This is a genomic window from Streptomyces polygonati (genome assembly GCF_042650325.1).
GTDB classification, from domain to species: Bacteria; Actinomycetota; Actinomycetes; order Streptomycetales; family Streptomycetaceae; genus Actinacidiphila; species Actinacidiphila polygonati.
In genome coordinates, this window is the sequence record NZ_JBHSBB010000003.1 from 140,928 (window position 1) to 154,678 (window position 13,751).

The 13,751-nt window shown below is 71.3% G+C and carries 12 protein-coding genes; 8 read left to right on the forward strand and 4 right to left on the reverse strand.

All coding sequences use genetic code 11. From position 1 onward, the window contains the following. Positions 1-16 precede the first annotated feature (16 nt). Together ACFO3J_RS02605 and ACFO3J_RS02610 are read left to right on the forward strand one after the other, a co-directional pair. Positions 17-304, forward strand: a complete 288-nt coding sequence (locus ACFO3J_RS02605) for a YggT family protein (protein ID WP_386425675.1) — start codon at positions 17-19, stop codon at positions 302-304. Between the two features lie 49 nt (positions 305-353). After that, positions 354-1,589 (forward strand): DivIVA domain-containing protein, encoded by a 1,236-nt coding sequence (locus tag ACFO3J_RS02610; RefSeq protein ID WP_386425677.1) that lies wholly within the window; start codon positions 354-356, stop codon positions 1,587-1,589. Between the two features lie 125 nt (positions 1,590-1,714). Here the strand turns inward: ACFO3J_RS02610 and ileS are convergent, their stop codons facing one another. After that, positions 1,715-4,861 carry an isoleucine--tRNA ligase gene (gene ileS / locus ACFO3J_RS02615; protein ID WP_386425680.1) on the reverse strand — a complete coding sequence of 1,049 codons (3,147 nt, stop codon included), beginning with the start codon at positions 4,859-4,861 and terminating at the stop codon, positions 1,715-1,717. Positions 4,862-5,684: 823 nt separating this feature from the next. Here ileS and ACFO3J_RS02620 point away from each other — a divergent pair. The 5 genes from ACFO3J_RS02620 (at position 5,685) to ACFO3J_RS02640 (ending at position 10,041) form a co-directional block, all read left to right on the forward strand. Continuing rightward, positions 5,685-6,155, forward strand: coding sequence for a TraR/DksA family transcriptional regulator (locus ACFO3J_RS02620; RefSeq protein WP_386425682.1), 471 nt, complete (start codon positions 5,685-5,687; stop codon positions 6,153-6,155). An 83-nt stretch (positions 6,156-6,238) separates the two neighbouring features. After that, on the forward strand, positions 6,239-6,913 hold the full coding sequence (lspA, locus tag ACFO3J_RS02625; RefSeq protein WP_386425685.1) for a signal peptidase II: 675 nt from the start codon (positions 6,239-6,241) through the stop codon (positions 6,911-6,913). A gap of 18 nt (positions 6,914-6,931) precedes the next feature. Next, positions 6,932-7,873: an RluA family pseudouridine synthase gene (locus tag ACFO3J_RS02630; RefSeq protein ID WP_386425687.1), complete on the forward strand. Its 942-nt coding sequence runs from the start codon at positions 6,932-6,934 to the stop codon at positions 7,871-7,873. Between the two features lie 59 nt (positions 7,874-7,932). Then, positions 7,933-8,391, forward strand: a complete 459-nt coding sequence (locus ACFO3J_RS02635) for a GNAT family N-acetyltransferase (protein WP_386426022.1) — start codon at positions 7,933-7,935, stop codon at positions 8,389-8,391. A gap of 57 nt (positions 8,392-8,448) precedes the next feature. Next, entirely contained in the window at positions 8,449-10,041 is a 1,593-nt protein-coding gene (locus ACFO3J_RS02640) for a Na+/H+ antiporter (RefSeq protein WP_386425690.1), read from the forward strand. Between the two features lie 61 nt (positions 10,042-10,102). Here ACFO3J_RS02640 and ACFO3J_RS02645 read toward each other — a convergent pair whose 3' ends face one another. Beyond that, positions 10,103-11,212 (reverse strand): mechanosensitive ion channel family protein, encoded by a 1,110-nt coding sequence (locus ACFO3J_RS02645; protein ID WP_386426023.1) that lies wholly within the window; start codon positions 11,210-11,212, stop codon positions 10,103-10,105. A 126-nt stretch (positions 11,213-11,338) separates the two neighbouring features. On the opposite strand from ACFO3J_RS02645, the gene ACFO3J_RS02650 reads away from it, so the two are divergent. After that, positions 11,339-11,941: a dienelactone hydrolase family protein gene (locus ACFO3J_RS02650; protein WP_386425693.1), complete on the forward strand. Its 603-nt coding sequence runs from the start codon at positions 11,339-11,341 to the stop codon at positions 11,939-11,941. 37 nt (positions 11,942-11,978) lie between these two features. Here ACFO3J_RS02650 and ACFO3J_RS02655 read toward each other — a convergent pair whose 3' ends face one another. Next, complete coding sequence (locus ACFO3J_RS02655; protein WP_386425695.1) at positions 11,979-12,773, reverse strand: thioredoxin domain-containing protein; 795 nt, start codon at positions 12,771-12,773, stop codon at positions 11,979-11,981. Between the two features lie 60 nt (positions 12,774-12,833). Continuing rightward, the gene (locus ACFO3J_RS02660; protein WP_386425698.1) at positions 12,834-13,511 is read right to left on the reverse strand and encodes a hypothetical protein; all 678 of its coding nucleotides are present in this window, start codon (positions 13,509-13,511) and stop codon (positions 12,834-12,836) included. Between the last annotated feature and the right edge of the window lie 240 nt (positions 13,512-13,751).

The window sequence follows — 13,751 nt, forward strand, 5'->3', positions numbered from 1 at the left end:
GGGAGAGGGAAGCGCGATGGACATCGCACTCCAAGTGCTGTGGGTCGCGCTTGCGTGCTTCTTCGCCGTCCTGCTTTTCCGATTGGTGATGGATTACGTCTTCCAGTTCGCCCGTTCATGGCACCCTGGGAGGCCGATGGTGGTCGTCTTGGAAGGCACCTACACTGTCACCGATCCGCCACTCAAGCTCCTGCGGCGGTTCATCCCGCCGTTGCGGATCGGGGGCGTGGCGCTCGACTTGTCCTTCTTTGTACTGATGATCATCGTGCTCATCCTGCTCGACGTACTGAAGGGCTTGCAGTGATGACCGGTGCGGGCTCCCGATATGTCGACGATCACGTTGAGGTGAAGAGATGCCGCTGACCCCCGAGGACGTTCGGAACAAGCAGTTCACGACCGTCCGCCTCCGAGAAGGCTATGACGAGGACGAGGTCGACGCCTTCCTCGACGAGGTGGAGGCGGAGCTGACCAGGCTGCTCCGCGAGAACGAGGATCTGCGCGCCAAACTGGCCGCCGCGACTCGTGCCGCCGCCCAGAACCAACAGCAGGGCATGCGCAAGCCCGAGCAACAGGACCGGCCGGTACCCGCGGCCATATCGGGACCGCAGCCGGTGCAACAGCAGATGCCGCAGCAGCAGATGGGCCCGCCCCAGCTGCCCGGCGGTGCACCGCAGCTGCCCCCCGGCCCCAACGGCCAGCAGGGCCCCGGCCCCATGCAGCAGCACCCGATGCAGCAGCAGGGTCACCCCATGCAGCAGGGTCCTGGCATGCAGGGTGGAATGCAGGGTCCCGGTCCGATGGGCCAGCACCCGATGCAGCAGCAGGGTCACCCCATGCAGCAGGGTCCTGGCATGCAGGGCGGTATGCAGGGTCCCGGTCCGATGGGCCAGCACCCGATGCAGCAGCAGGGTCCCGGCCCGATGGGTCAGCACCCCATGCAGCAGCAGGGCCCCGGTGGCGACAGCGCCGCCCGTGTCCTGTCGCTCGCCCAGCAGACCGCCGACCAGGCCATCGCCGAGGCGCGTTCCGAGGCCAACAAGATCGTCGGCGAGGCCCGGAGCCGCGCCGAGGGTCTGGAGCGGGACGCCCGCGCCAAGGCGGACGCGCTGGAGCGGGACGCACAGGAGAAGCACCGCGTCGCCATGGGCTCACTGGAGTCCGCCCGCGCGACGCTGGAGCGCAAGGTCGAGGATCTGCGCGGCTTCGAGCGGGAGTACCGCACCCGGCTGAAGTCCTACCTGGAGTCCCAGCTGCGCCAGCTGGAGAACCAGGCGGACGACTCGCTCGCCCCGCCGCGGACGAGTCCGCCGGCCCCGTCCCTGCCGTCCGCTTCCTCGATGAGCGGCAGTTCCATGAACGGCATGGCTCCGGCCGGCGCCGGCGCCATGGGCCACACCGGCGCGGGTCCCTCCTACGGCGGCGGCCAGAGCATGGGCCACACCCCCGGCCCGGCCTACGGCGGCGGTCAGCAGCAGATGTCCCCGGCGATGACCCAGCCGATGGCTCCGGTCCGGCCCCAGGGCCCGGCGCCGTTGCAGCAGGCGCCGACGCCGATGCGGGGATTCCTGATCGACGAGGACGACAACTGACCGCCAGGCGCTGACCTGACCGAAGGACCGGGCCCCCGGGGAATCACTTCCCCGCAGGGGCCCGGCCCTTTTCTGTCCTCAGGGGCTCCCCCAGTGGTGGCCGGGGGAGCCCCTGAGGGGGTGGGTCAGGCCCTGCGGAGGTGGAAGGTGAGGCCGAGGGGGGCGTCGGTGAAGGGCGGGCCGAAGGCCTCGTCGGGGGCGCCTTCGGCGAAGTCCGTGGCCAGGACTTCCTCGGCGATGAGGGAGGCATGGGCCGAGAGGGCGGCCGCCAGCTCGGGGTCGGTGGTGGTGAAGCGGACGGCGATGCGGTCGGACACATCGAAGAGGGAATTCTTGCGGGCGTCCTGGATGAGCCTGATCACATCGCGGGCCAGCCCGGCCAGCCGCAGCTCGGGGGTGATCCGCAGGTCCAGCGCGACCGTCGCGCCGGAGTCGGAGGCGACCGACCAGCCCTCGCGCGGTGTCTCGGTGACGATGACCTCCTCGGGCGCCAGGGTCACGGCCTCGCCGTCGACCTCGACCGTCGCCGCGCCCCGCTCGCGCAGCGACGCCGACAGGGCGGCCGCGTCGGCGGCGGCCACGGCGGCGGCGACCGCCTGGACGCCCTTGCCGAACCGCTTGCCCAGCGCGCGGAAGTTCGCCTTCGCGGTGGTGTCGACCAGTGAGCCGCCGACCTCCGACAAGGACGCCAGCGACGAGACGTTGAGCTCCTCCGCGATCTGGCCGCGCAGCTCCTCGGACAGCTCGCCGAAGCCCGCCGCGGCCACCAGCGCCCGGGACAGCGGCTGACGGGTCTTGACGCCCGACTCCGCCCGGGTCGCGCGGCCCAGCTCCACCAGCCGCCGGACCAGCCGCATCCGCTCGGACAGCGCCGGGTCGATCCGGTCCGCCGCGACCGCCGGCCAGGACGCCAGGTGCACCGAGTCCGGCCCGTCCGGGACCACCGGCACCACCAGGTCCTGCCAGACGCGTTCGGTGATGAACGGCACCAGCGGGGCCATCAGCCGGGTCACCGTCTCGACCACGTCGTGCAGGGTGCGCAGCGCCGCCGCGTCGCCCTGCCAGAACCGCCGCCGGGACCGGCGCACGTACCAGTTGGACAGGTCGTCCACGAAGGCGGACAGCACCTTGCCGGCCCGCTGGGTGTCGTACGTCTCCAGCGCGTCGGTGACGTCCCGGACCAGGACGTTGAGCTCACCGACCAGCCAGCGGTCCAGCAGCGGGCGGTCTTCCACCGCCGGGTCGGACGCGCTCGGCGCCCAGCCGGAGGTACGGGCGTACAGCGCCTGGAAGGCGACCGTGTTCCAGTAGGTGAGCAGCGTCTTGCGGACGACTTCCTGGATGGTGCCGTGGCCGACCCGGCGGGCCGACCAGGGGGAGCCGCCGGCCGCCATGAACCAGCGGACCGCGTCCGCGCCGTGCTCGTCCATCAGCGGGATCGGCTGCAGGATGTTGCCCAGGTGCTTGGACATCTTGCGGCCGTCCTCGGCGAGGATGTGGCCGAGGCAGACCACGTTCTCGTACGAGGACTTGTCGAAGACCAGCGTGCCGATCGCCATCAGCGTGTAGAACCAGCCGCGGGTCTGGTCGATCGCCTCGGAGATGAACTGCGCCGGGTAGGTCCGCTCGAAGACGTCCTTGTTGCGGTACGGATAACCCCACTGCGCGAACGGCATCGAACCCGAGTCGTACCAGGCGTCGATCACCTCGGGCACCCGGGTCGCGGTCGCCGAGCAGCTCGGGCACGGGAAGGTCACCGCGTCGATGTACGGGCGGTGCGGGTCGAGTCCCGACTGGTCGGTGCCGGTCAGCTCGGTCAGTTCGGTGCGCGAGCCGACACAGGTGAGGTGGCCGTCCGGGCAGCGCCAGATGGGCAGCGGGGTGCCCCAGTAGCGGTTGCGGGACAGCGCCCAGTCCACGTTGTTGTCCAGCCAGTCGCCGTAGCGGCCGTGCTTGACGTTGTCCGGGTACCAGTTGGTCCGCTCGTTCTCCCGCAGCAGCGCGTCCTTGACCGCGGTGGTGCGGATGTACCAGGACGGCTGGGCGTAGTAGAGCAGCGCGGTATGGCAGCGCCAGCAGTGCGGATAGCTGTGCTCGTACGGCACGTGCTTGAACAGCCGCCCGGTGGCCTGGAGTTCGGCCACCAGCGCCTCGTCGGCCTTCTTGAAGAAGACCCCGCCGACCAGCGGCACCTGGGGCTCGAAGGTGCCGTCGGGGCGGACCGGATTGACCACCGGCAGGCCGTAGGCGCGGCAGGCCTTGAGGTCCTCCTCGCCGAAGGCGGGGGACTGGTGGACCAGCCCGGTGCCGTCCTCGGTGGTCACGTACTCGGCGTTGAGCACGTAGTGCGCGTCCGGGATCTCCACGAAGGAGAACGGCCGCTCGTACGTCCAGCGTTCCATCTCGCGGCCGGTGAAGCGCTCCCCGGTGGGGGTCCATCCTTCGCCCAGCGCCTTGCCGAGCAGCGGTTCGGCGACGACCAGCTGCTCGGCGCCGTCGCTGGCCACCACATACGTCACGTCCGGGTGGGCGGCGACGGCGGTGTTGGACACCAGGGTCCAGGGGGTGGTCGTCCACACCAGCAGCGACGCGCGCCCGGCCAGCGGGCCGGAGGTCAGCGGGAAGCGGACGTAGACCGAGGGGTCGACGATCGTCTCGTAGCCCTGCGCCAGCTCGTGGTCGGACAGCCCGGTCTGGTCGCGCGGGCACCACGGCGCGACCCGGTAGTCCTGCACCAGCAGGCCCTTGCCGAAGATCTGCTTGAGCGACCACCACACCGACTCGACGTACTCCGGGTCCATGGTGCGGTAGGCCTCGTCCAGGTCCACCCAGTAGCCCATGCGTGTGGTCAGCTCGGCGAAGGCGTCGGTGTGCCGGGTGACCGACGCGCGGCACTTGGCGTTGAACTCGGCGATGCCGTACGCCTCGATGTCCTGCTTGCCGGTGAAGCCCAGCTCCTTCTCCACCGCGAGCTCGACCGGCAGGCCGTGGCAGTCCCAGCCGGCCTTGCGGGTCACATGGTGGCCCTGCATGGTCTTGAAGCGCGGGAAGACGTCCTTGAAGACGCGGGCCTCGATGTGGTGGGCGCCGGGCATGCCGTTGGCGGTCGGCGGGCCCTCGTAGAACACCCAGTCGGGGCGGCCCTCGGTCTGCTCCAGGGAACGGGCGAAGGTCTTGCGCTCGCCCCACAGGGCCAGCACCTCGTGTTCGAGGGCGGGCAGGTCGACCTGGGCGGGCACCTGGCGGTACTGCGGCTGGTGCGGCTGACTCATCGGGGCTCTTCCTCCGGCGGACGCGGTTCGCTTGTCGCGACTTCCGTCGGAGGGACGAGAGCGTACGGAGCGCGCTCCCGCGGTACCACCCTCCTTGGCGGCGCTCGGGCCTCACGGCCCTCGCTCAGACCTTCCGGTCTTCCGTCCCTGCGGACGGCACCGCCCCCTCATTGGGCCAGCGAAGCCGGTTCTACGGCCTCGGGGGCGCTGTCGGCCCCCGCGGGCTTTCCTCCGGCGGCTCCGGGGTGATCTTCGCATCGCGCACACCCCCGGGCTCCCACCGCCCCCGGGTCGCTCTGGGCTGCGTGCGGCGCTACTCGTCCCATCCACGCCTTTCGCTGCGCCCAGTGTACGGCGCCGACCACACCGGGCCGACCGGTTACCGCCCCGCCCCCGCCGGCGGGCGGGGCGGTAAAAAAGAACCGCCATCCGGTGCGGCTTGGACCCGAATGGCGGCTTTCCGGCATGGTCGGGGCGGTCTGCCGGAATACCTGACGGTGGGCTGGGCACAACGGATGGAGACCTTTCTGCCCACGGGTGGCCGGGTCGGCCAGGAAGAAGCATGCTTGCCGCGGGTCCGAAGCCGATTTACCGTTTCCGGCACGATTCGCGAACAAGGCCGAACACGCTCGGACAAGGTCACCGAGGACTCGACGAGGAGCCCGCCCGGACGGACCACACCCCCAGAAGACCGCGGCCCGCCGTGCCGCAGCCCGTGAAGCGGCGGCCCGCCGGCGGCGAAGCAGGCACCGGCGCGACGAACGCCGGCCAGGACGGCGGCGGCCGGCAAGGCCGCGGCCGCGAAAAGACAGGAGTCCGCAAGGTGGCAGCGAAGAAGACCGTGGCCCAGCCGGCCACGACATCGGGGTCCCCGGTCCCCGCCGCCGGTATCGCGGCGCAACCGGACACATTGGCCGTCCTGCCCGGCGAGGAGCCGTGGACGCCGGAAGAGGTCGAGGAGGCCCGCTCCGAGCTGCTCTCCGAGGTCGAGCGGCTCAAGTCCGGGCTGGCCTCGTCCGAGGCGGCGGTCGCGGGCCTGATGCGGGACGGGGGCGACAGCACGGGCGACGAGGCCGACACCGGCAGCAAGAACATCACCCGTGAGTACGAGCTGGCGCTGGCCGCCAACACCCGCGAGACGCTCGTCCAGGCCGACCACGCGCTCCAGCGGCTGGACGAGGGCACCTACGGCCTGTGCGAGGTGTGCGGGAACCCGATCGGCAAGGCCAGGATGCAGGCCTTCCCGCGGGCTACCCTGTGCCTGGACGACAAGCAGCGCCAGGAGCGCCGCTGACTCCTCGCACGCCTGTGCCGTACCCTCGTCAGCAGTCAGGATTCGGCCTGGCGGGCACAGGGCACAAGGGCTGAGGAACTCACGTGACGGAAGCGGAGCGCGGCATCACCACGCCGGAAACGCCGGACACGCCGGAATCGCCGGACGAGGCGGCGGAGCACACCGGGCCCGGGGGCGCGGTGGCCGACGCCACCGGAGCGAGCGGTGCCACCGCTCCGACCGGTCCGCTCGGTGCGGCCGGAGCCACCGGCGTGACCGGGGCCGGCGGGACGCACCGTCGGCGGATCGCCGTGCTGATCGGGGTCGCGGTGCTGGCCTACCTGCTCGACCTGCTCTCCAAGCTCTGGGTCGTGCACAGCCTGGAGCACCACGACCCGATCAATGTCTTCGGCCACTATCTGCGGTTCGACGCGATCAGGAACGCCGGCGCCGCCTTCGGCCTCGGCCAGGGCATGACGATCGTCTTCACGCTGATCGCGGTCGGCGTGATCGTGGTCATCGTCCGGCTGTCCCGGCGGCTGTACAGCCTGCCCTGGGCGGTCGCCCTCGGCCTGCTGCTCGGCGGCGCCTTCGGCAACCTCACCGACCGGGTCTTCCGCGCCCCCGGCAGCTTCCAGGGCCGCGTGGTGGACTTCATCGAGCCCGAGCACTTCGCCGTCTTCAACCTCGCCGACTCGGCGATCTGCTGCGGCGGTGTGCTCATCGTGCTGCTCTCCTTCCGCGGGGTGGATCCGGACGGCACCAAGCACCAGGACTGAGGGCCCATACTCGATCAGGTGAGCACCGTTCCCGAAGTCCGTTCCCTGCCCGTCCCCGATGGCCTCGAAGGCGAGCGCGTCGACGCCGCCCTCGCCCGTATGTTCGGTTTCTCGCGGACCAAGGCCGCCGAGCTGGCCGCCGCGGGCAAGGTCTCCATCGACGGCTCCGCCGCGGGCAAGTCGGAGCGGGTGCACGGCGGGGCCTGGCTCGAGGTCGAGATGCCCGCCCCCGCCGAGCCGGTGCGGATCGTCGCCGAGCCCGTCGAGGGCATGGAGATCATCCACGACGACGACGATGTGCTGGTCGTCGTCAAGCCGGTCGGGGTGGCCGCCCACCCCAGCCCCGGCTGGACCGGCACCACGGTGATCGGCGGCCTGGCGGCGGCCGGCTACCGGATCTCCACCTCCGGCGCCGCCGAGCGCCAGGGCATCGTGCACCGGCTGGACGTGGGCACCTCCGGGCTGATGGTGGTCGCCAAGTCCGAGCGGGCGTACACCCTGCTCAAGGCGCAGTTCCGGGACCGGGTGGTGGACAAGCGCTACCACGCCCTGGTCCAGGGCCACCCCGATCCGATGAGCGGCACCATCGACGCCCCGGTCGGCCGCCACCCGCAGCACGACTACAAGTGGGCGGTCACCGCCGACGGCAAGCCCTCGGTGACGCACTACGACCTGATCGAGGCGTTCCGCTCGGCCAGCCTGCTCGACATCAAGCTGGAGACCGGCCGCACCCACCAGATCCGGGTGCACATGTCCGCCCACCGCCACCCGTGCGTGGGCGACCTCACCTACGGCGCCGACCCGACCATGGCCAGGCGGCTCGGGCTGACCCGGCAGTGGCTGCACGCGGTGCGCCTCGGCTTCGAGCACCCCGCCGACGGCGAGTGGGTGGAATTCGCCAGCGGCTACCCGGCCGACCTCCAGCACGCGCTGGACACCGTGCGGGCGGACAGCGAGTGACCGTGCCCGTCCCCGGCGCCACCGCGGTCCGGGTGGTGCCCGCCGACGATCCGGTGGGGATGGCCGCCGTGCACGCGATACGGCACGAGGTCTTCGTCGTGGAGCAGGACGTACCCGCCGATCTGGAGTGGGACGGCAAGGACGACCGGGCGGTGCACGTGCTCGCCGACGGCGCCGGCACCGGTCGGCTGCTGCTCGGCGAGGACGCCGCGCGGAAGAACGGCGGCGACCCGCACACCGCCGTGCTCGGCCGGCTCGCGGTGCTCGGCACCGCCCGGCGCGCCGGGGTCGGGGCCCGGCTGGTGCGCGCCCTGGAGGACGAGGCGCGGCGGCTCGGCCTGCGCGGGGTCTATCTGGAGGCGCAGGCGCACGCCGTCGCGTTCTACGAGCGGCTCGGCTACACCGCGTTCGGGCCGGAGTTCATGGACGCCGGGATCGTCCACCGCGCCATGAAGCGGGAGTTCACCGGCCCGGTCACCCCGGCGCGCGCGACTGCTCCGGCGGGCGCCGCGAAATAGCCGATCGCCCGGCGATTGCCGCCGGGCCCACCGTCGTGGACATGGCACGCTGACGCAGTGGATCAGCTCGCCCTCTTCTTCGTGATCGCGCTCGCGGCCATCGTCCTGGTGCCCCTCGCCGACCGGCTGACGCTGCCCACGCCGGTGCTGATGACCCTGTTCGGCGGGGTGCTGGCGCTGATCCCGCAGGTGCCGGACGTCCACATCGAGCCCTCGCTGATCCTGCCGCTGCTGCTGCCCCCGCTGCTCTACGCGGCCGTGCAGCGCACCTCCTGGCGGCAGTTCGCGATCAACAAGCGGGCCATCTTCCTGCTCGCGGTGGGACTGGTGTTCGTCACCACCGGGGCGGTGGCGGCCGTCGCCGAAGCGATCGTGCCCGGCATCTCGCTGGCCGCCGCCTTCGCCCTCGGCGCGGTGGTGGCACCTCCCGACCCGGTGGCCGCGACCGCGGTGGCCGGCAGCCTCGGGCTTCCCCGCCGGATGATCTCCGTACTGGAGGGCGAGGGGCTGTTCAACGACGTCACCGCGATCGTGCTCTACAACGTCGCGGTCGCCGCGGCGGTCTCCGGTGACTTCTCGGTGGGGCACGCGGTCCTGGAACTGCTGCTGAACGCGGTGGTCGCGGTCGTCATCGGCCTGGTGCTCGGCTGGGGCACCAACAGACTGATGACCGTGGTCGGCGAGCCCACCCTGCAGATCGGCCTGTCGCTGCTGGTGCCCTACGCCTCCTACGCGCTGGCCCAGGAACTGCGCGGCTCCGGCGTGCTCGCGGTGCTCACCACCGCGCTGTTCCTGGCCGAGCACGCCTTCGAGGCGGACGACGTGCAGGCCCGGCTGGTGGGCAACACCTTCTGGGAGATCGTGGACACCCTGGTCACCGGAGTGGCCTTCGGCCTGATCGGCCTCGAACTGCACGACGTGTTCGCCGTCCCTGACGGGCACTGGGAGTCGATGCTGCGGCACGCCGCGCTGGTGGTGGCCGTCGTGGTCGGCCTGCGGCTGCTCTACCTGCTGCCCGCCTCCTGGGTCGCCAGAAAGCTGCACAGCCTGCGGGATGTCGCCGAGGAGATCCCGATGACGTGGTCGGAGACGATCATCATGTGGTGGTCCGGCATGCGCGGCGTGGTGACGGTGGCCCTGGCCCTGGCGCTCCCGCTGACCACCGACCACCTCACGGACTTCCCGGCGCGCCGGGAACTGCTCTTCATCTCCTTCTCGGTGGTGCTGGTCACCCTGGTCGTGCAGGGGCTCACCCTGCCCTGGCTGGTCAAGCGGCTGGAGGTGAGCAGCGACATCGAGGCCGAGCACGACCTGGAACACGCCCTGGCGGTACGGGCGATGACCGCGGCCCGGATCAGGCTGAAGGAGATCGAGCGCACCGAGACGCTGGACGAGGAGCTCTCCGAGATGCTGCACCGCCGGGCTTTCGAGGTGGGCACCCGGATCTCGCCGGACATCGTGGAGTACGAGCGCCGCGACAGCCACACCCGGCGGCTGGCCCGGATCAAGGCGCTGCGCCACTACCAGGAGGACATGCTCTCCGCCGCCCGCCACGAGGTGCTGGCGGCGCGCAGCGAGCCCGGTATCGACCCGGAGGTGGTGGACCGGGTGCTGCGCCACCTCGATCTGCGCTCGATGCGCGGTCTGTGATGCTGGGGAGGGCCGTGGCCGACCGGCGGCGGGCGGCGCGAGCCGGGCCTGCGCTCCGTTCTCAGCGCGCTCCCGGGCCCGGGCCCAGGTCCTTGGAGTCCGGGATCGGCGCCATCCCGCGGTCCTGGCCGGCCTCCGGCCGCCCCGGCGCGGTCGCGGTGTTGATCCGCGGCAGCGCGTAGGGGTGCTCGCAGCGCAGCCAGTCGATCAGCTGCTCGCGCACGATGCAGCGCAGGTTGAAGATGTCCTCGGCGTCCTTGGCGGTGACCAGCGCCCGTAGCTGGATGGTGGTCGGTGTGGTGTCGATCACCACCAGGCCCCACGCCCTGCGGTCCCATTCCGAGGTCTGCTCCAGGATCTCCAGCGTCCGCTTGCGCATCGCGTCGACCGGCGTGGAGTGGTCCAGGTGGAAGAAGACCGTGCCGGTCATCCGCGGATCGCCGCGGGACCAGTTCTCGAACGGCTTGCTGGTGAAGTACGACACCGGCATGGTGAGCCGCCGCTCGTCCCAGGTGCGCACGCTCAGGAAGGTCAGGGTGATCTCCTCGACCACGCCCCACTCGCCGTCCACCACCACGGTGTCGCCGATCCGCACCATGTCGCCGAAGGCTATCTGCAGCCCGGCGAAGAGATTGCTCAGCGTGGACTGGGCGGCCACACCGGCCACGATGCCGATCAGCCCGGCCGAGGCCAGCATCGACGCCCCGATGGTGCGCATCTCCGGGAAGGTGAACAGCATCGAGGCGATGGCGATCACCATCACCACCGCGATGAACACCCGCTGGATCAGCGTCAGCTGGGTCCGCAGCCGGCGGATCTTGGGCACATTGCGGGAGGTCCCGGCGTACTGGGCGTAGACCGAGTCGGTGATCGCGGCGGCGATCCGCACCACCAGCCAGGCCGATGACGCGATCAGGATCAAGGTGAGCGCCTGCCCGACCTGCGGCGCGTGCTGCTCCTCGACCCGGGCGGCGCGGTAGGCGCCGCGCAGCAGCGCGGTGCACAGCACCAGCTGGACCGGCAGCCGGCAGCGCCGCAGCAGGCCCCACAGCGGCGTCTCGGGGTGGCGGGCGTCCACGGACCGAAGGGATCTGTCGGCGGCCCAGCCGACCAGCAGGGTCACCAGGACCGCCGCACCGATCACCACGACCGGCCGTAGCACGCTCTCCATGTCCACCTCGAATCCTCGTAGTGCCACCGGCCGCCGCGGACCGGAAGCCGCCTTCACACCGACTGCCGTGCATCAACCGCCCTGATCAGGGGTGCCTCGACCAGGGTGCCACGGCGGTAGGGCACCATGGTCCGGGTACCCGAGCCGACGAGGGGAAGCCCTGTGACGATTGTCCTGTTCCACAGCGCCTACGGGCTGCGGCCCGCGGTCCACGCCGCCGCCGACCGGCTGCGGGCCGCCGGGCACGAGGTGGTCGTACCGGATCTGTACGACGGGCGCGTGACGGGGACGATCGAGGAGGGCCTGGCGATCCAGGACGAGATCGGCAGGGACGAACTGCTGCGCCGCGCCGTCGTCGCCGCGGCCCCGTACTCGGAACGAGGCCTGGTGTACGCGGGCTTCTCGCTCGGCGGGTCCATCGCGCAGAATCTGGCCCTCGGTGACGACAAGGCCGGAGGTCTGCTGCTCCTGCACGGTACCTCGGACATGACCGACGACGCGGCGACCGACATCCCGGTCCAGCTCCACGTCGCCGAGCCCGACCCGTTCGAGACCGACGACTGGCTGAACGCGTGGTACCTGCGGATGCGCAAGGCCGGCGCCGATGTGGAGATCCACCGCTACCGCGGCGCCGGCCATCTCTACACCGACCCGGAACTGCCCGACTACGACGCCGAGGCGGCCGAGCGGACCTGGGCGGTCGCGCTCGACTTCCTCCGGGACCTGTAGGGCCGGTCCCGGCGGAAGCCGAGGGAGCCGGCGGCCGTCAGGTGAGGTCGGCCTTGATCGCCGCCTGCACGGCGCTCGCGGACAGGCCGGCCACCTGGACGTCCTTGTTGTTGACCTTGACGGTGGGCGTCGCGTTGACACCGCTGCTGTCGAACGACTTGCTCATCGTCAGCGCCCACTTGTCGAAGGTGCCCTTCTTCACCGCGTCGTCGAACTTGGCGTTGTTCTTCAGCGCCGGGACCTTCTGCGCCTGCGCGATCAGGAAGCTGTCGCTGTTGAACGTGTCCTTCTTCTCGTCCGGGTGCACGGCCTTGCTGTAGAGCAGGGTGTGGTACTGGTTGAACGCGTCGGTGGAGACGTTCAGCGCCGCGCCCAGCGCGCTCAGCGCCTTCTTGGAGCCGGAGCCGCCGTTGGCGGGGTCCAGGAAGGTGCCGAAGGTGTACTGGATCTTGTAACTGCCGTCGGTGGCGCCCGCGAGCACCTGGGAGCCGGCCGCCTGCTCGTAGGCCGCGCAGATCGGGCAGCGCAGGTCCTCGAACTCGTGGACCGTGTTCTTGTTGTTCTTGTCCCCGATGATGATCGTGGTGCCGTCCGTGCCCGAGGTGTTGGCGGGCTTGACCAGCGTCTGCTTCTGCGCGTTCGCCCAGTAGTCGGGCTGGTTCATCTGATTGACGGCGACGGCCACACCGCCGGCTATCGCCAGCAGCGCCACCACGCCGCCGCCGACCAGCAACTGGCGGCGGACCTTGGCCCGCTTGGCCTCCTTCTCACGCTGCGCGCGCAGCCGCTCACGGGCGGCGTCCTTGCTGGCCTTGCTGTTCCTGCTGCTCATGACTGAAGTTCTCCGTGGGGTGTACGGGTCCATGGGTACTGCCGGTCGTGGTGCGGTCTCTCAGACGGCGACCAGGACGGGCGGACCACGGCGTACGACGGCATGGAGCAGCGGCCGGGCGGACGGCGGGCCGCCCTGCGTGCGGGCGGCGGCCGGGTCGACCCGGCGCGGCGGCACGGCGAATCCGGCGCGGGCCGCGCTGACGGCGAACAGCAGCGGGCGGAAGGCCGCGGTGGCCATCGAGCGGGCCACCCGGTGCAGCGCGGCCTCACCGCGGCGCAGCCACCAGGAGGCGAGCAGCCCGACCGAGATGTGGACGGCCAGCAGCAGCCAGGGCAGCGCGGTGGACGGCATCTGCTGGGCGGCGCGGCCGCCGGTCACCCCGGACAGGCCGCCGCCGACCTGGCCGCCGTGGCAGACCACCGCTTCGTGCAGGGTCCGCCAGGAGCCGGTCACCGGGCCGCCGGACGGTCCGTAGCAGGCCTGCTGGCCGGAGGTGAACAGCGTGTCGACGGCGAGTTCCACCGGCACCATCAGCCCGGCGATCGCCCAGAAGCCGCGCTCGCGCGCACTGAGCAGGTACGCCAGCGCGAACACCGCGACGAACGCCCCGGCGACCACGGGCAGCGGCAGCGGGGCGTGGGCCATCAATACGTGGGAAGTGGAGGAGAGGGTGACGCACAGTGCGGCGAACAGGGCAGCGCGTACTGCCCTCAGCCGCGGTCGTATCTCCTCCATGGGCCAGAGTGTGCCACGGGAGGGGGTAGGTGCGGCCTAAAGGGCGGCTAAGAATTGGGGACTCCCGGGCGGCGGGCCGGTGCGCGGACCGGCGCGGGCGCCGGTGAAGTGCGCCGGTGAAGTGCGCCGAGCCGAAGGACGGTTGTACGGACGCGGGGGCGCCGTCGAGGGCACCCCCGCGTCGGTGACCGGCCCGATCCGCGACCGGGCGGACCAGTTGTGATCACTAGTGACCGGTAG